Source organism: Lysinibacillus sp. COL-1, from assembly GCF_059814265.1.
Genome location: NZ_JCAWSJ010000002.1, coordinates 450,108 through 468,621, shown reverse-complemented (window position 1 = coordinate 468,621; position 18,514 = coordinate 450,108). Strand labels below are relative to the sequence as shown.

Annotated in this window: 17 protein-coding genes and 3 tRNA genes; 4 read left to right on the top strand and 16 right to left on the bottom strand. The window is 37.9% G+C overall.

The window, feature by feature from the left end; translation table 11 throughout:
• Nucleotides 1-13 precede the first annotated feature (13 nt).
• Nucleotides 14-2,407, bottom strand: a complete 2,394-nt coding sequence (locus AC6BKE_RS02840) for a SpoIIE family protein phosphatase (protein WP_141905722.1) — start codon at nucleotides 2,405-2,407, stop codon at nucleotides 14-16.
• 412 nt (nucleotides 2,408-2,819) lie between these two features.
• Between AC6BKE_RS02840 and AC6BKE_RS02835 the strand changes: the two genes are divergently transcribed.
• From AC6BKE_RS02835 to AC6BKE_RS02820, 4 genes are all read left to right on the top strand, one after another.
• Nucleotides 2,820-2,894 (top strand) — tRNA-Gly (locus AC6BKE_RS02835).
• A gap of 10 nt (nucleotides 2,895-2,904) precedes the next feature.
• Nucleotides 2,905-2,981 (top strand) — tRNA-Met (locus AC6BKE_RS02830).
• 5 nt (nucleotides 2,982-2,986) lie between these two features.
• A tRNA-Glu gene (locus tag AC6BKE_RS02825) sits at nucleotides 2,987-3,058 on the top strand.
• Between the two features lie 163 nt (nucleotides 3,059-3,221).
• Complete coding sequence (locus AC6BKE_RS02820; RefSeq protein WP_036122369.1) at nucleotides 3,222-3,473, top strand: hypothetical protein; 252 nt, start codon at nucleotides 3,222-3,224, stop codon at nucleotides 3,471-3,473.
• 88 nt (nucleotides 3,474-3,561) lie between these two features.
• Here the strand turns inward: AC6BKE_RS02820 and AC6BKE_RS02815 are convergent, their stop codons facing one another.
• From AC6BKE_RS02815 to spoVG, 15 genes are all read right to left on the bottom strand, one after another.
• Nucleotides 3,562-3,990: a S1 domain-containing RNA-binding protein gene (locus AC6BKE_RS02815; RefSeq protein ID WP_004229154.1), complete on the bottom strand. Its 429-nt coding sequence runs from the start codon at nucleotides 3,988-3,990 to the stop codon at nucleotides 3,562-3,564.
• A gap of 134 nt (nucleotides 3,991-4,124) precedes the next feature.
• Nucleotides 4,125-4,529, bottom strand: a complete 405-nt coding sequence (locus tag AC6BKE_RS02810; protein ID WP_036122366.1) for an FtsB family cell division protein — start codon at nucleotides 4,527-4,529, stop codon at nucleotides 4,125-4,127.
• Nucleotides 4,530-4,546: 17 nt separating this feature from the next.
• Entirely contained in the window at nucleotides 4,547-5,038 is a 492-nt protein-coding gene (gene yabQ, locus AC6BKE_RS02805) for a spore cortex biosynthesis protein YabQ (RefSeq protein WP_036122364.1), read from the bottom strand.
• Entirely contained in the window at nucleotides 5,035-5,334 is a 300-nt protein-coding gene (gene yabP, locus AC6BKE_RS02800; protein WP_004229167.1) for a sporulation protein YabP, read from the bottom strand. The genes yabQ and yabP overlap by 4 nt, the downstream gene beginning before the upstream one ends.
• A gap of 146 nt (nucleotides 5,335-5,480) precedes the next feature.
• Nucleotides 5,481-5,771, bottom strand: coding sequence for an RNA-binding S4 domain-containing protein (locus tag AC6BKE_RS02795; protein WP_036122359.1), 291 nt, complete (start codon nucleotides 5,769-5,771; stop codon nucleotides 5,481-5,483).
• Between the two features lie 4 nt (nucleotides 5,772-5,775).
• Nucleotides 5,776-7,236: a bifunctional methyltransferase/pyrophosphohydrolase YabN gene (gene yabN / locus AC6BKE_RS02790; protein ID WP_499855785.1), complete on the bottom strand. Its 1,461-nt coding sequence runs from the start codon at nucleotides 7,234-7,236 to the stop codon at nucleotides 5,776-5,778.
• A gap of 9 nt (nucleotides 7,237-7,245) precedes the next feature.
• The gene (locus AC6BKE_RS02785) at nucleotides 7,246-8,868 is read right to left on the bottom strand and encodes a putative polysaccharide biosynthesis protein (protein ID WP_036122352.1); all 1,623 of its coding nucleotides are present in this window, start codon (nucleotides 8,866-8,868) and stop codon (nucleotides 7,246-7,248) included.
• 159 nt (nucleotides 8,869-9,027) lie between these two features.
• Nucleotides 9,028-9,564, bottom strand: a complete 537-nt coding sequence (spoVT, locus tag AC6BKE_RS02780; protein WP_036122344.1) for a stage V sporulation protein T — start codon at nucleotides 9,562-9,564, stop codon at nucleotides 9,028-9,030.
• A 254-nt stretch (nucleotides 9,565-9,818) separates the two neighbouring features.
• Nucleotides 9,819-13,325 carry a transcription-repair coupling factor gene (mfd, locus tag AC6BKE_RS02775; RefSeq protein ID WP_036122341.1) on the bottom strand — a complete coding sequence of 1,169 codons (3,507 nt, stop codon included), beginning with the start codon at nucleotides 13,323-13,325 and terminating at the stop codon, nucleotides 9,819-9,821.
• A gap of 142 nt (nucleotides 13,326-13,467) precedes the next feature.
• Nucleotides 13,468-13,695: an anti-sigma-F factor Fin gene (locus tag AC6BKE_RS02770; RefSeq protein ID WP_004229176.1), complete on the bottom strand. Its 228-nt coding sequence runs from the start codon at nucleotides 13,693-13,695 to the stop codon at nucleotides 13,468-13,470.
• A 245-nt stretch (nucleotides 13,696-13,940) separates the two neighbouring features.
• Nucleotides 13,941-14,507 (bottom strand): aminoacyl-tRNA hydrolase, encoded by a 567-nt coding sequence (gene pth / locus AC6BKE_RS02765; protein ID WP_036122336.1) that lies wholly within the window; start codon nucleotides 14,505-14,507, stop codon nucleotides 13,941-13,943.
• Nucleotides 14,508-14,652: 145 nt separating this feature from the next.
• Entirely contained in the window at nucleotides 14,653-15,243 is a 591-nt protein-coding gene (locus tag AC6BKE_RS02760) for a 50S ribosomal protein L25/general stress protein Ctc (protein WP_036122334.1), read from the bottom strand.
• Nucleotides 15,244-15,492: 249 nt separating this feature from the next.
• Nucleotides 15,493-16,452, bottom strand: a complete 960-nt coding sequence (locus tag AC6BKE_RS02755; protein ID WP_036122331.1) for a ribose-phosphate diphosphokinase — start codon at nucleotides 16,450-16,452, stop codon at nucleotides 15,493-15,495.
• A gap of 24 nt (nucleotides 16,453-16,476) precedes the next feature.
• Complete coding sequence (gene glmU, locus AC6BKE_RS02750; protein ID WP_141905714.1) at nucleotides 16,477-17,847, bottom strand: bifunctional UDP-N-acetylglucosamine diphosphorylase/glucosamine-1-phosphate N-acetyltransferase GlmU; 1,371 nt, start codon at nucleotides 17,845-17,847, stop codon at nucleotides 16,477-16,479.
• Nucleotides 17,848-18,108: 261 nt separating this feature from the next.
• Nucleotides 18,109-18,411 carry a septation regulator SpoVG gene (gene spoVG, locus AC6BKE_RS02745; protein WP_036122325.1) on the bottom strand — a complete coding sequence of 101 codons (303 nt, stop codon included), beginning with the start codon at nucleotides 18,409-18,411 and terminating at the stop codon, nucleotides 18,109-18,111.
• Nucleotides 18,412-18,514: the final 103 nt, after the last annotated feature.

Genomic DNA, 18,514 nt, shown 5'->3' with positions numbered 1-18,514 from the left:
TTTCGTTGTTATTTTAAGATGAATTACTCATAGAATACTGAGCTGGTCTAAAGACAGCCCATGTCGGTACAACATGCGTCACCTCTAACATTAATACTGTACAGTCATCTTCTATTTCAAAATACCCTTGGAATGATTGCATGATCGTTGTTAGCTTTTCTTGAATGGTTTTATTTGTACTGGCAACCTGCTGTGCAAAAGCTAAAAATGTTTCCTCTTGCTCATCCCAATCATCTACACTTGAAAACAGGCCATCTGAGTGCATTAAAATAACGTCTCCTGCCTTCAGTTTTCTTTTTTCAGCTTCTACTGTTGAAATAGATAAAAATCCTACAGGTGCTGCATTACTTTCAACTTTCAGCACCTCTTTTCCACGTAAAATATAGGTCGACATACCTCCAGCCTTCCACGACCACAAATCACCATGCTGTAAATCAACAAGTGCAAAATCAAGTGTTGCATACATATCATCCTGTTGCTTTAATGACATAACATAATGCAATGTATGCATCGCCGTTTCCGGATTCATATTGTAATTAAGACACTCTCGCATCAAGTGGATCAATTTTCTACTTTCATGTTGTGCTTCTTTATTTTGCCCCATACCATCAGACAGCAAAATGGCAAATAGTCCTGGATGCAATTGGAAGAGGGCATGAGAGTCTCCAGAATATAGTGTTGCATCTTTCGACATGCTATATATATCATACTCTACTTCAAAGCTAATAGCTGATCTAAAGCATATTTGAACATGACGAAACGGTATTTCACAGGCTATTACTTTTTCTATTTCAAAAGGTTCATCGAAAATCTCATAAAGAATTGGCAGAATCATGCGTTCAGCTAATGTTGTATCTTCCTCCCAGTTGACACGTGCTGGTGCTAAAGCACAAACAATCTTTCTTGCACCTGGCTTATTGCTAAGCACATCTAGTTGAAAACATTCAATATTGGCATCCTTTAAGCGTTCAGCAATATCCTTTTCTACACTAACAAATGAAATTGTATCCTCCTTCATCTCAGCGATTAACTGGTTTAAATGGTTACTCATATCACGAAGTTGCAGGGCAATCATTTTTTTACCATGAAAGTACTGCCCATTAATGCGTTCCCTATAAAGCTCTGTATCTAATTCCTCGAAAATCTTCGTCGATTTTACGCATTTATAGCGTATTTGTTCTTCTACACGATGAATAGCTGATTCCTTGCCTACTCCTTTCATATGAAACCAGTCTGTCACAAGCTTGTCCATACCGTTATTTTTAGCACCCCAGCAATGTTCATAGCGGAAACAGCTTAAACAAGTGTTCATTGGAGATACTTCCTTCGCAGCTTCAACTGGAGCCGTCATAAAGCGATCAAATACAAGCTCCTTCATGAATTGTACAAAATGCTGAAAATGCTCTAATTTATACGTTACATGTTCGGTTAACCAATTCTGTCGTGCCAGTAAAATCTCCTCACGTTGTGGGAAAAGCTTGTCCCTCACCCTATCTGAATATTTCTTTGGGATCGTTAGAAAAAGAATGCTCCCGATGGCAATGGAGGTAAAATACACGCTATCTAAAGGCAGTGTGGCGTCATAAAATAAAAAAAAGACACTTGGCAAAATACTACCGATCGCAACACCAAATCTACCACCTTTAGCTCCCATTCCTGCACACAGCCCCGTTAAGGTCGCAACTGAAAGCATCCCGGTAAATGAAAGCTTAGCAATACCGATAAGAGTTCCCAGCACTGCTCCGATTACTGTTGCTAATGGGACACTGCCAACCAATGCACCAAAACAGATAAAAAGCTGCAATAAAAAAATGGGGAGTGAGAAATAGCTAATCACAACTGCTTGCATCCCAGTAAGCATGGCAGCAAACACGACTAATCCAGAGCCTAGCTTCTCATATGTCCAATGACTCGTAAACCATTCATACGAGTTAACAAATAGCACTTGCATAAACAGCGTCATAATAAGAGCTAGAGCTGCCTCACAGCCTACATAAAATTGTACAAGCACTGGTGGCAAGCCTTGATACATCACCCCTTGCCACATTATTTGTACCAGTAATACAGCTAAAGACACCGCAATACTTTGGGGCAACTGCCAGTAACGGAAACGCATGATACATTCATACATAACAATTTGTAACGCTAGAATGAAGACTTGTCCAAAACCAAGGAAAAAACAACCTGCTAAACTACCGAATAAAACGAATTTGGCATACTCCCTATACTTTGTTCGAATAATGGCCCAAAAAGGAACTGAGAACGGTACAGCTGCTTCAAATACAACAGATTGAGCTAAGAAAAAGGCGGTTAAAAAAAAGAGAGAACCTATTAGGATCTGCTTCTTTTTCATACCGATCTTTTGGTCATCTACATTCGTTGTATTATACCATTCAATACTTGTCATTTGATTATCCCCTTTCCGCACTTTTGGTTATTATAAAAAATTATGTGCGGAAAGATTGTCTGACGTTGACAGAAAAAAATATAAATATTTCGACTAATAGCTATTCATAAATACGAGAATTGGCAACAATTTCTTTCGCAACAGCCTAACATTTATGAAAAACGTTGAAAAATCCACTTATAAAAACAAAATTGTAATGACTTGCTATTCATCATAAAGCTTAGTGCGAGGGCATTCTATGAGCTATCAATCACTTTATTCAACTGTTACCACGATACATTTCTACGTAAGAACAAAAAATCCGCTAAAATACTCTTCTATGCTAGTTTTTACGAAATATATTTTTTTAAAAAACCTACTTGACACTAGCACGTTTGGCTTGTATTATTTAACTTGTTGCTTAAACGACTGTGCGGAAGTAGTTCAGTGGTAGAACACCACCTTGCCAAGGTGGGGGTCGCGAGTTCGAACCTCGTCTTCCGCTCCATATAGTAATTGGCGGCCTAGCTCAGCTGGCTAGAGCGTACGGTTCATACCCGTAAGGTCGGGGGTTCGATCCCCTCGGCCGCCACCATAGTAGGCCCGTTGGTCAAGTGGTTAAGACACCGCCCTTTCACGGCGGTAACACGGGTTCGAATCCCGTACGGGTCATCTCAAATAGGCGCCTCAGAACTAAATTCTGAGGCGCCTATTTTTATTGTAATCTATTTTGTCACTATTCCCATCTATCCGTCTGTTCATTTATAGCTATGTGACTGCGTATAAAAATATGGCATACTAAAGAAAAGAGTGTTTTTTAGGAGGTTAAATTCCCTTGAGTGCATTAACAAAAGCCGCGTTAATTTGCGGAAGTGGCTCGATGATTATTCTTATTTCAATTCTTATTAATTTACCTTTTTTTGTTCAAATAATCCTATTACTTTGTGGACTTGCCGTGAGTGTATATGGTGTTTTCTTACTTGTCAAAATGGTTACTCATCCAGTGGAGAAAACATCCATAGCTTCTGCCGATGAAAAAACAATAAACCCCACAAAAAAGAAAAAGAGACCTTCTTCTACTTTGTAGGTAAATGAAAAAAAGGGATTAGCTTTATTAAAAAGCTAATCCCAACTCTATTTCATACACTTTTTCTACGATTAAAACAGTCAGCAAACTACCCTCTTCTAGCTCCGCGACCTCCGCGTTTTGATTCTGTAGCACGTTTAAGTGTTGCTAGACGTTCATCACTATCTTTTAAGAAGCGTGCCATTTTTTGCTCAAAATTTTCTTTTGGCTGGTGGCGTTCGTTACGATCATTAGAACGATTATCACGACGTGGACGTGCTGGACGTTCTGGTCTCTCAGCTTGAGGCTTTGCTTTACGGATTGAAAGACCGATCTTCCCGTCCGCTTCAACATTCATCACTTTTACTTCAACTTCATCTCCAACTTTTAGATGCTCATTGATATCTTTTACATAATTGTCAGCAACTTCACTAATGTGAACTAAGCCTGTTTTGCCATCTGGCAGCTCAACGAATGCTCCAAAATTTGTGATTCCTGTTACTTTACCTTGTACCTTGCTGCCTACTTCAATTGACATAAAAAAAATGCTCCTCCTTAAAAATTAAGCGACTCATTTGAGCCATGTAATCAATTTAATCAAACCTTTTATTGCATTAAGCTTCTCTTTTCATTATATATAACAATAAAAGAGTGTCAACAATACACAGCTTTTCAGTCGTCTTTTTTATCTTCCTTATCTGGAATGATAAAAATAATCTCACCTTCATCAGATAAGTAATACTCTTTTCTTAATAGCTTTGCGATATATTCATCATCCTGTAATTGTTTGATTTTAAGATTTAATGTATCTTGTTCTTCTTTCAATTCAGTGAGATGCTGATTCGCTTCTTTCTTTAATTTCTCTTTTGCTGCTAAAGTTTCATTTTGATGTGATAGCACATTTAAGAGAAGAGCGATAATAATGACTGGTACAATCGCAAAAAAGACAATACGACGCAATTTACGTTTACGAGCCTGCTGTTTGCGATTTATAGCTCTATCCGTGTTACGGACATAGTCATTATCAAGCTTCGTGAAATTTTGTTGTTCATCATCTGATGAATGACGTCTAGTCATGCCCGCACCTCCGAAAATTATTGTTGCTTTCTATTATACTTCAAATATCGTAATTTTTTAAAAAAAGTGTAGGACAAATAGGAATAAATTTTGACAAAAGGTCTTATAACAAACATTACTATATTTATGAATAGCTGCAAAATTTGTCGAATAACAGCGACTATGAAGCGTACAATGAACCAGAAGGGTCTCCAAGTTATATTCACCACAATTCTAGCAATGAAACGTAAAAAATTTTGAAATAACGATTGATACAAAAAAATTCCGGCTATTTGCGCTAGCGGGTCATAAGCCCGCCAAGCGCCGTCTTTTAGCCAAAATAATAAATAGTATGTCGCTCCCCCAAGTAGAATCCATGTTATTAATTCAACAATCATCATCCACTTTCGAAGGCTTGACCTTTTTGGAGTTGAAAAAACTACGAGCCTTACACTATCAATAATGAAACCAACTGCTATACCGCTCAAAACCATGACAATTAATTGATATAATTGTTCACTAACAATCATCCAAATAACTTATGAAGGAAACCTTTCGAGAAGCCACTTTCCTCCTCGTCGTACTGTAAGGTTTTTACAGTTCCTTCAAGCGTCAATAATCCTTTATCAACATCTAAATGAACGATATGCAGTTCTTCTCCGCGAATTAACAAGTGCCCTTGGGACGTCTTAATGAAAAACTCTTCCTGATCAAAGCGTTCAATTGATTTTACAGAAGTCATGTCCATTCTTTTACGATTACGAATCGTTAAAATATGCTCTCCAGATGGAATTGTGTAACGATTACTTTCTTGATGTAGCGTCATTTTTTTCCTCCTTTAGTCGTCCTAGCTTCTGTTCACTTTATGCGGACAACCTTCAAAGCATGACAACTTTATTTAAGTTGTGTAATACTTTCATCCACAAAAGAAAGGTGGGACAACATTAGGAGGTTTAAAAAATAAATTTAACTTTAATCCTCATCATCAATAAATTCAGGTTCAACCTTTTCTAGTCTTTCTTCCTTCAAAATGGTAAACATTTTTGCGGCATCTTCTTTTTTCACCGTATCACGTAATTCTTCTACACGTGCAGTCACTATTTTTTGACCAAAACGAATAGCTAGCTCATCTCCTGCTTTTACTGTACTACTAGCTTTCGCTACCTTATCATTGATTGTGATACGACCTTGATCTGCCACCTCTTTCGCTAAAGTGCGGCGTTTTATTAAACGGGATACTTTTAAAAATTTATCTAGTCTCATCTTTTTACTCCTTTTCTAGTCGCTTTGCTTCATTCCAAAATGCATCTAATTGCTCTAATGTAAAATCGGAAAAAGACTTTCCACTGATCTTTACCTGTTCCTCTACATAACCGAAACGTCGTGCAAATTTTTCATTTGCATGTAGCATAGCCTCTTCTGGTGACAGTTTGTAGAAACGCGCTAAATTTACTAGTGTAAACAACACGTCACCAAATTCATCCAAACGGGATGCATTAGAGCCTTTCGTTACTTCCTGGCGAAATTCCTGCCACTCCTCAACAAATTTATCCCATGCCCCATCCACATCTGGCCAGTCAAAGCCCACTTTTGCAGCTCTTTTTTGGTAATTATATGCTGTTTGTAATGCAGAAGAGGATCTATACTCCTCGTCTAATAGTGGTTTATCGCTAGTACCCTTTTCTTCAGCCTTAATAGCCTCCCAATTGGCCACAACATCGTCCGCATCTTCCACTGCAACATCACCAAAAACATGTGGGTGGCGGCGAATCATTTTTTCACTAATGGAAGCTAACACATCTTCAAGCGTAAAGTAACCTTCATCTTCTCCAATTTGTGCATGTAAAAATACTTGTAATAGCACATCACCAAGTTCCTCGATCATTGCAAAATCGTCCTCAGCATCTATAGCAGCCAAATATTCATGTGCTTCTTCAAGTAAGTATTTTTTTAACGACTCATGTGTTTGTTTTTGATCCCAAGGACAGCCATTTGGACCTCTTAGCGTTGCAATAATCTGACGGAATGTTGTCCAATCTTTTAATGCCTCTTCTTGCGATTTGACAGGTGGTACATAGACTGTTGTTAAATTATTAACTTCTACACTTTGATCGAGTTCATAGAGAGGTACCGTAACAATCTGTTCTTGTGCAGACCCTGCAGCCGTCACAACCGTCACAGGGTACTCGTCATCATATTTCTCCATCAACGTTAGCTTTACTTCCGAGGCACTAAATGTATCGTATACTTGCGCGATCAAAATATGTTGACGCATGTTGATGTCATGCATTGAAAAACTGGTACCATCAAGCAATTGAAAACCTTCTATTGGATCAATTTTTAATGCACCAAAAATAGGATCTAAGAAACTCTGACCACCCTCAATAACTAACTTAATTTTGCCTTCATCCGCTGCTGCAATAAGCAGTTGCACTGTCTGTTCTGCAACTAATGGATGGCCTGGCACAGCATACATAATATCCTCAACAGCAGCAGCTTCAATAAGTGCATTTGCTATTTCCGCATAGACAGGCTGGAATGCATCATGTTTTTCATATACTTTATCAAAGCTTTCGAATTTAACACCCTCTGCTGCTAATTCCTCTAATACTGGGTGATCTATCGTACGTACATATAATTTTTTAGCAGCCTTTAATTTTCTATAAACACCCATTTGCAGCTGATTAAAATCCCCTGCACCTAAGCCAATAATTGTTAAAGTTTTCAATATTCACACCTACTTCTTTGAATTGAGCCAAAGTTGGTAAACAGCCATTCTACGTCCAAACGGCAATAAATACCACTCTTTCTCCATTAATACTCGTTTCTTCGCAATGACAGTCAGCATAACAAATGCCCCTATGGATACAGCTGTTAAACCCGTCACCATAGCTACCATACGTGAAGACAGTGAATGGCTTAAGATTGCCGATACAAACTGTAACCAGACAAGTACAACGACTGCCATACTGAAAGAGGCTGTCCCAACTTTTTTATAAAAATCGACAGATGCTAGCTGAATGCCAGTCAATGTTTTTAAATAAATAATTAGTAAAATCGCTGTTAATAATAATCCTATATCATTTACGATAGCCGCTCCTAATACACCTAACCAACCGATTAATCGTACATTCAGTATCATTTTTAGCAGAAAACCTAGCATTAAAAATAGAGCTGGCTTTTTTAATTTTCCATAGCCTTGTAAAATCGCTGTAAATGTAAGAATAATCGATAATGGTACAATTTGGAATACATAGACGATTAATACTTCGGATAAAGTATTCGTTTTGAAAAGCATTTCATTTAAATACGGCATAACTAGCATTAAACCCAAGGCTGCAGACCAGCCGAATAGTATGGACGCTTTGTACGTTAATTGTATAAATGGAACTGCACTGCGCCCCTCTTGTTTTTTAGATAAATGAGCAACAAGCGGAACAATAGCAAGCGACAATGAGGATGCAATGACAACACCTAGTTGAACTAAAGGTTGTCCACGATCATAAATACCTTTTGTTTCCTTCGCCATTGTAGGATTCATGCCATTATCAATTAATGCTGAATATATCGTAAACGAATCGACAAGCTGATATCCAAGTAGTAGAAGACCGCTCATACTGACACTTAAGCTTAGCCATGTCACCTCTTTAACAATGGGCAAACTTGAAATAGGATGTAGTTGTAGTTTAGTTAGCTTTAGCCCAAAACGTTTATATGAGATATAGGCAAGTAATAACAAGGCCGTAATTTCACCAATTACAGTACCAATAACAGCCATTTCACCTGCACCATAAAGGGATTTAGTAGTCGTCATAATGATAAATGTTCCTGCTAAAATAACAGTAACTCTTACCGCTTGTTCGAGGACTTGGGCATAAGCAATCGGCTCCATAATGCCTCTAGATTGGAAGCCACCTTTTAAAATAGCCAATGCTGGCATAACCAATACTACAAATGAGCCTGAGCGAATCAATGGTGCTAATTGAGCATCTCCCATCAATTGGGCAATTTTTTCAGCTCCTCCAAATAAAACAGCAAAAAACAGTAGCGATAACACCGTCAAATACCGAAAAACCACACGCATAATAGTGCTTCGTCTTTGATTACGTTCTATTGTATCAACAATGCAATCATTATCTGCAAGCATTTTAGAAATGGCTATAGCAAAGCCACTAGATGTCCAAACAACGAAAATCGATATAACTGGATATACCTGTTGATAGATATAAAAGCCTTCATCTCCAACTAGATTTTGAAAAGGTACACGATAAATTGCACTAAGAACCTTTACAATAAGAGCCGCTATTGTCAATAAGGCGGCACCCTTCATGTAGCTTTTCATGCCAAAACGTTGCGACATAAATTGCCCTCTTTCCTTCTTAACAATGCCAATAGTATAGCATATCTCAAAAGTTTGACGCGCTAAGGAGCTATACTGTTCCTATATTGACCAATCTTTATGTACGCAAAAAAAGTTATTGTTCAGCCTTAAAGGTCATCGCAATAACTTTTCCATGCATCAACTATTCATTTGTTTAGCTAAGAAGTTTGCAGCTGTTTCCACTACTTTTACCTCTACTTCACCGACAAAATGCACTTTAGATAAGGCAATAATGCAACCTATCGGATCACCGTTCACCATAATAGGTGTCGCACAATACGATTTCACTTGCTCATATTGCCCAGGGACAATTTCAATCGTTGTCTCCATTTTTTCTATTTTTGTTGAGCGCTCTTCCATGAAGCTCTCCGCAAAGGATGTAATGCGACGGTTAATATATTCCTTTTTACCAATCCCTGCAACTGCGATTACCTCATCGCGGTCAGTGACAAATGCTGGTGTTCCTAATGTTTCATAAAGTGTTTCAACATATTCTCTTGCAAATTCACCCAAATCATTGATGGGCGAATATTTTTTTAATATGACTTCACCTTCACGGTCCGTATAAATTTCAAGCGGGTCGCCTTCACGAATACGTAGCGTCCTACGAATTTCTTTCGGAATAACCACACGCCCTAAATCATCAATACGACGAACAATTCCTGTTGCCTTCATTCTAATGCCTCGCTTTCGCTACAATGAAATTTTTATTCAACTATAGTATGGTTTTTTTTTAAACAATCTATGCAAAAACTGAAGAAAAAGGATTTCACAACCATCAAATTTTTTCAAAAAACTGTATTACTTACATCAATCAACTCCTTATTAGATTACCCAAGGAACAAATTTCTATAATCAATTCATAAAAAAACTGGAAAAATAAAAAGGCTATCTTATCTCTTCCATAAAAAGATAAGATTAGCCTTTTGCTATTTTTTTGCCTTATCGATAATTTGCATTAGCTCTTCCAAAATATCAAAGGGTTGATATTTTCCGCTCTTACGCTCATCGATTGTTAATTTCAACTGCATGCCATCCATACCAAAGCCAACAGCACGCTCAAACTTCATTGACGCTTCAATAATCTTACTGCCATCGACATTGGCTGTCCCCTGTTCGGATAATAGGATAGTAATAATTTTTTGCTTTTCCTTTACAGATACTACTCCAGCACCTAAGCCCCAAACCTTCATTCTTGCTATTCGTAGTAGACGCTCTGTTTCTATTGGAAGATCGCCAAATCGATCCTCCAATTCCTCCATGATTTCTTCGTACTCCTCCACCTGATCCATTGCCTTAATACGTTTATACATTTGGATTTTTTGATACCCATCTGGAATATAGGCATCAGGGATATAAGCATCAACACTTAGCAATATTTCTATATCTGGCTTTTCTTCTTTTTTCACACCTGTTTGACGTTCAGCAATGGCATCCTGAAGCATTTGTGAGTATAAATCAAAGCCGACTGAATCGATAAAGCCATGCTGCTGCGCACCAAGTAAGTTACCTGCTCCCCGAATAGATAAATCACGCATAGCAATTTTAAAGCCGGAGCCTAGCTCAGTAAATTCTTTAATTGCCTGCAATCGTTGTTCTGCTACATCTGTCAATACTTTGTCACGTTGGTACATAAAGTACGCATAGGCTACCCTGTTAGAGCGACCAACACGTCCACGTAATTGATAGAGCTGCGCTAAGCCCATGCGATCAGCATCATGAACAATTAATGTATTCACATTTGGTATATCGACGCCTGTCTCAATAATGGTTGTTGTAACAAGCACATCATAGTCACCCTCTAAAAAGGCTAAAATCACAGATTCCAGCTCTGACTCTGTCATTTTTCCATGCGCAAAGCCTATACGTGCTTCAGGGACAAGCACTTGAATCTCCTCAACCTTTCGAGCCATATCTTCTACTCGGTTATATAAATAAAACACTTGTCCGCCACGCGCCATTTCCCGCTCAATAGCTTCTCGCACTAATGCGCCACTGTGCTCCATCACATACGTTTGAACCGGGAATCGGTTAGCTGGTGGCGTTTCAATAACAGATAAATCTCGGACTCCTACCATTGACATGTGAAGTGTCCTCGGGATTGGAGTTGCCGTTAAAGTTAAAACATCAACATTTGTCTTTAGCTGTTTAATTTTTTCCTTATGTGTCACACCAAAGCGTTGTTCTTCGTCAACAATTAACAAACCAAGATCTTGGAAAATTAAATCTTTAGATAAAATTCGATGTGTTCCTATAACTATATCAACGCGCCCCTCTTTTAAGCCTTTTAATGTGGCAGACTGCTCCTTTTTCGTTCGGAAACGAGATAACAGGCCAACATTAATGGCAAAATCCTGAAAGCGCTCACGGATGGTTTCATAATGCTGCTGGGCTAAAATCGTTGTAGGAACGAGGAATGCAACCTGTTTACCATCTTGAATAGCTTTAAATGCTGCACGAATGGCTACCTCGGTTTTACCATAGCCTACATCACCGCACACTAAACGGTCCATAGGGCGTTCTCGCTCCATATCTCGTTTCACTTCTACAATAGAACGTAGCTGATCCTCTGTTTCCTCATAAGGGAACAATGACTCGAAATTACGCTGGTCATCATTATCAGGTGTAAAAGCATGCCCCTTCTCAGCTTCACGCTTCGCATATAGCTTAATTAAATCGTCGGCAATATCCTGTACAGCAGAAGATACCTTCGCTTTAGCCTTTTTCCATTCAGCGCCACCTAATTTATGTAGCTTCGGTTCACGATCCTCTGACGCCACATATTTTTGGATTAAGTCTATTTGTTCTACAGGTACGTATAGTTTATCGTCTGCACGATAGCGAATATGCAAATAATCCTTATGTGTACCATTGACCTCTAATGTTTCTACACCAATATATTTACCAATCCCATGATGAACATGTACAACATAATCACCTGGTTTAATTTCCGTATAGCTTTTAATACGTTCAGCATTAGTCATTTTTTGTGTACGTGCTTTTTTCTTTGCCTGCTGTTTAAAAAGCTCGTCTTCTGTCACAATTGCTAAACGTTGCAGTGGCAACTCAAAGCCACTCGACAAGCCACCATCTACTATATAAATACCAGGTTCTGTTGGTTCACCAATAGCCGTATGAATATCGTATTCTCCAAGCATGTGCTGAACCCGTTTAACACGTTCTTTATCTCTTGCAACAATCAGTACGGTAAATTTACCAAGTAACCAACGTTCGACTTCAGTTTGAAGCAATGACATTTGTCCGTGAAATTGCTGCATTGGCTTACAAGAGAAATTAGTTGTCTTATTAAACGTTATTCCAGCAAATGTTCTTGAAAATAATGAAAATGATAGCTTCTGTTGTGACAACATTGCTTGTATTTCTTTTAATGTAAAGGCAGGTTTGACATCATGAACCATTTTTCCTTCTTCAATTAAAGATAAAAACCATTCATCCTCTTCACGTTCCCATGCATCCATCACTTCCTGAATGCGTCCAAGCTCGTCAAAGAGCACAATACCATCTTGTGCAAAATAATCTCCTAAATAAGCTGTTTTATCGTATAATAATGAGCCATATTTATTTACGTAGTCGGGTAAATTCCCTTGCTGTAACAATTCAATATCATATTGAATATATTGATACAGAAGTTCTTTTGTCTCCTGCTTTTTTACCTTCTTTAGGCTTGCAGCCAATGCCGCTTCTAAACGGCCTGCTAATGCCTGCCTTTCTAACTTAGTTAGAATGACCTCTGAAGCAGGAAGAATACGAATCTTTTGTAATTTATCAATCGAACGTTGATCATCTGCTGAAAATGTTCGTATGGAATCAACCTCAGTATCAAATAATTCAATTCGAATAGGTGCTTCCAAATAAGGTGGATAAATATCTAGTATGCCTCCGCGCAACGCAAATTCTCCAGGTGTCGTTACCATTGAATTACGCACATAGCCCATTTCAACTAATGTTTGTAACCAAGTATCTATTTCAATCTCATCGCCTACAGCTGTTTGTAAAAAATATTGTAGCCAATGTTCCTTAGGCTGCATTATTTTCCGTAAACCTGCCACTGGTATGACGTAGACAGCCTTCTCACCTCTAGCTAAGCAATCGAGTGTTGCAATTCGCTCCGCACGTAGTTCTGGTGAAGCAACAGAAAGGTCTGCTGCAATGAACTCATCCGCTGGATAATAATGAACATGCTCTTCACCTAATAATCCAGCAAGCTCATCAACCATCTTTTGTGCCTGCAGTAGATTAGGAGAAACAATGTAGATTGGCTTCTTCACATGCTCAAATAACGCATCGACCATTACGGGGCGTGCGCTTCCTGTTAAACCAGTAATAAGCTGTGATGCAGTTTGACCGCTCTGAATCTCCTGTAAAAATGATGTAATATGTTTATCCTGCGACACAAGCTGTCGTAAAACCTCCACAGTCAAAAGCTCCTTTCAGCATAAAATTCTAAATTTTCAATGCTATTATTCTAGTACTATTTTATTTATCTTTCTTATCAGCTATTTTATAAAATGGAAAAAGCCTTGAACACACATGAAGTGCGTCAAAGCATCCTTCCAATTATTGAATCCATTTATTGAGTGCGTGATAATCTGGATATTGTTTCAGCGAATCCTCACATTGCTCACAAATGCAGTGCACAGTCGTTTGTCCATGTTGATCTTTCTCAACATAATCATCTGCTTCTCCCAATTCAAAAATATGCAATTTTCGAATTGTATCATCTGCATCAAATGGTAGTGTCCCTATTTCTACTTCACAATGCCGACATCGGTAGCGAACTGACATCTCCAAATCATCCTCCTTTAAGCAGCTTTCTACTTAAAGTATAGACATTTATAAAACGGATTATGCACTTTCCAATGGCATCCGCATTGCAATAACTTGAAAATTAGAGAATTGATTTTTGCTTGTAGTAAAGACTAATCACTACAAACATCAGCTGTCATGATAGTAAAAGGTCTGTAGTCATTCACCTTAAACCAGTCCAATTATCCAAAGACTTTAACGGAAATTTATTAGTGGCATTCCATCTATTTGCTAGCGTTAAAGTGATTCATCACATCAAGAAATGGCTTTGAAAGAGATGCTTCAACAGCATTTACAGAATTTTCAATGGCTTCTTCAATAAGACCTTGATCGTCCTTTGAAAATCTTGCTAATACATAGTCTGCTACCTTCATACCAGCTGGCGGGCGGCTAATCCCTACTCGGATACGATTAAATTCCTGAGTACCAAGATGCTGAATTAAGGATTTAATGCCGTTATGACCACCTGCACTTCCTTTTTGTCGCAGACGTAATTTACCTGTTTCTAAATCTAAGTCATCATAAATAACAATCAAATCTTCTACATCAATATCAAAATAATCCATAAGGGGACCGACACATTCCCCTGATAAATTCATATATGTTAAAGGTTTAACAAGTAGAACCTTTCCCTCAGGTCGATGTACAGTTGTATACATCCCATTAAATTTCGAGTTTGTTAAAGGTGTTCCCCATTTTTCTGCTAATGCATCAATAACATCAAAGCCAATATTATGTCTTGTATGTTCATAAGGTTTACCTGGATTTCCTAATCCAACGATAATTTTCATAAGTACCTCTCTCTTCTTTCCAATCTAATAGTCATTATTTTACCATATAGCACACCTAGAAAGCATTTTGTACAATCCTACTGACATAAAAAAAGGCTAATAAGAAAGCCGTAGCCTCCTTATTAGCCTTACCCATTATTTACTTTTATACTTGCTCTTCCACACTTTCTGTAGTCTCTTCCCCTACAGAAGGAGGCGCCACAACGGTTACTAATATATAGTCATCTTCACTGATGATTTCAACAGGTATTTTTTCACGAATATCTGCTACCGTTAGGGTTTCCCCGATTTTCAATGCTGAAATATCAACATCAATTGATTCAGGTAACGCCGCAGGTTTTACTTTCACTTTCAATTCTAAGTTAGGCTGCATTAAAATACCGCCCTCACTTACTCCAACTGACTGACCAAGTAATTTAATCGGAACATCAGCTTCTAACTCTTCAGCCATATTAATAGCTAAAAAGTCGACATGATTTACTTCATCTTTCAATGAACATTGCTGTACCTCTGACACAACAGCATTCACTTTTTTCCCCTCTAACTCTAGTGAAAACACACTATTTTGCCCATTTTTTTGAATGGATTTTTTAAAATCTTTTGCAGCAATAGAAATTGGGGTTGAATCTAACTTATAGCCGTAAATAACTGCAGGAATGGCTCCCCCTTTTCTAAGTTGGGTTAATGTCGAACGATGCCCAGTTTCGCGCCTTGTAACACTTAATACTGTACTCATACCTCTTTATTCCCCTTCCAAGAAAATTATTTACGCCTTATCAACAATGTATTTGTTGAAGGCTATGATAATATTTAGCTCTATTTTTTAACTTAGAGTAAATATTATTAAGACACATTATCTATTATACCCCTTTGTGAGATGATTCACACCAAAAGCACTCATCTATTACGTCATCTTCACAAAAATGAATATAAAAAAGACAAATCCACCCAAAAAGGTAGATTTGTCTTTAACTCGCCATATTTATTAATCAAATAGAGTACTTACAGATTTGTTTTCATAAACACGAGAAATAGCATCAGCCATTAATTTAGCTACAGAAAGCTCCGTAATTTTAGGCGATTTTTTCTCTGCTGGCAACTGAATTGTATTTGTCACAACTAATTCTTTAATAGAAGAGTTTTCAATACGTTCAATCGCTGGGCCAGATAATACAGGGTGTGAGCAGCAAGCATAAACTTCTTTAGCGCCAGCAGCACGTAAAGCATCGGCACCAATTGTAATTGTACCTGCTGTATCAATAATATCATCAATCAAGATTGCCACTTTACCATCAACATTACCAACAATGTTCATAACTTCCGCAACATTTGGTTTCGGACGACGTTTGTCAATAATTGCAATCGGTGCTTTTAATCGTTCAGCCATTTTACGAGCACGTGTTACCCCACCATGGTCTGGTGAAACAATCACGATTTCATCATCTGGAATACCTTTAGATTTGAAGTAATCAGATAGTAATGGTACCGCCATTAAGTGGTCAATTAAGATATCAAAGAAGCCTTGGATTTGAGGTGCGTGTAAATCTAATACGATAACACGTGTTGCACCAGCAGTCTCAAGTAGGTTAGCCACTAATTTAGCTGTAATTGGCTCACGCGCCTTTGCTTTACGGTCTTGGCGTGCATAACCATAATAAGGCATTACAACGTTTACTGTACGAGCAGACGCACGTTTAACTGCATCTACCATAATTAAAAGCTCCATTAAATGTTCGTTTACTGGTGCAGAAGTAGACTGCACGATAAACACATCACAACCACGAATACTTTCTTCAATGCTAATTTGAACTTCTCCATCGCTGAAGTGCTTAACAGAAGATTTACCTAATTCAACGCCCATTTCCTGCGCAATTTCTTGAGCTAATGGATTATTGGAATTAAGTGAAAATATTTTTAATTGTGAGTTTGCATAATGATACGGCATGATGGCCTCCTGTTTAGTTGATAATTATTTTGAATTTAATTTGCTTACATAATTCGGTTTGTTTTCTTGTCGTGCACGAGCTATTGCTAGTGCGTCTTCAGGAACTTCTTTAGTAATTGTAGAACCTGCTGCAATAAATGAACCTTTTCCAACTTTCACTGGTGCTACTAAGTTAGTATTACATCCTACAAATACATCATCTTCAATAATTGTTTTGAACTTGTTTTTTCCATCATAATTTACTGTAATGGAACCACAGCCAATATTGACGTTACTGCCTATTTCTGCATCACCAATATAGCTTAAATGCGATACTTTCGTGTCATTATCTAGCTTGCTTTTCTTCACTTCTACAAAGTTACCAATTTTCACATGGCTACCGATGTCTGAAAGTGGTCGAATATGAGCAAATGGCCCAATAGCTGTATCATCCGCAATAGCGCTTTCACGTACAACAGAAGAATGTACAGTTGTGCGGTCACCAATGCGACTATCTACAATTTGAGTATTTGGTCCAATTATGCAATCTTCACCGATAACAGTGGCACCTTCAATCATTGAGCCTGGTTGAATAACCGTATCGCGCCCAATAACTGCGTCTGCGCTAATATGCGTTGTTTCAGGATGTATAATTGTGACACCATTACGCATATGTTTTTCATTGATTCTCGTACGCATTAATGTCTCAGCTTGTGACAAAGCTACACGATCATTGACACCTAATGTTTCTTCAAAATCATCAGTGACATAAGCTTCAACAATATCACCTTGCTTTTGTAAAATTTCAATGACATCCGGTAAATAATATTCACCTTGTGCATTGTCATTTTTCACAAGCTTCAATGTTTCAAATAACAATTTGTTATCAAAGCAGTATGTGCCCGTGTTTATTTCTTTTACTAATTGCTGTTCTGCTGAAGCGTCCTTTTGCTCAACAATTTGCTCAACCTGTCCGTTATCGCCACGTAAAATACGACCATAGCCAGTTGGATTTTCCGCAATCGCTGTTAAAATAGTTGCTTTAGCATTCTTTGCTTGGTGATGTTCGAATAAAGCCTGCATTGTTTCAGGACGAATTAGTGGTGTATCCCCACATACAACTAATGTAGTTCCTTCTTCGTTACCTAAAATAGCCTCAGCTTGTTGAACAGCATGAGCTGTACCTAACTGTTCGGCCTGCAGAACATACTCGCTTTTATCTCCAAGCTGTTGTTGCACTTTCTCTGCACCATGTCCAACAACCGTTACAATGCGATTTACATCTAACGTTTGAATATGATCCACCACATGTTGCACCATTGGTTTCCCACATACTGGATGGAGCACTTTATATAATTTGGACTTCATACGTGTACCTTGACCTGCAGCCAAAATGACAGCAAAAATATTGCTCATCTGTAAGTCCTCCAATACGCTCATTTTCTCTTATGACTATATAGCAAAATTCATCTATTTTCAAGGCATGTAGAGTTGACAAAAAGATGAATTACAAAATCCATTGCACCTTATGCTCGATTGTCATGAAGTATATCCTAAAATTACTCATATTCTCTTTTTATCAAAATAAAAAGAACCCTTCCTACTAGAAGAGTTCTTCCTCATTTTCTACACATTAATTTGTAGCAAATCCTTTAATAGGTATTTATTCCCTTTTTATTACACACCAATACCCTCTAATTCTTCCTCTTTGCCCGTTTCCTCTATTTCGCTAGAGTTATGATAGGCGTTTAAAATGATCTCTTGAATTTTATTTCGAGTGTCAGAATTAATTGGATGGGCAATATCTCTAAACTCCCCATCCGGTGTTCGTTTACTTGGCATAGCTACGAATAAACCAGTATTTCCATCAATTACACGAATATCATGAACAACAAACTCATTGTCAAGTGTAATGGAAGCAATCGCACGCATGCGACCATCCGTCTGTACTCGACGTAATCTCACATCAGTAACTTCCATTTTCTCACCACCTCTCTTCTTAGATGCCTTCATGAAAATATCATATCCTCAATTACCGAATATTTTCCTTTTAATAGTCTATCAAATTTTCTAAAAAATTTGA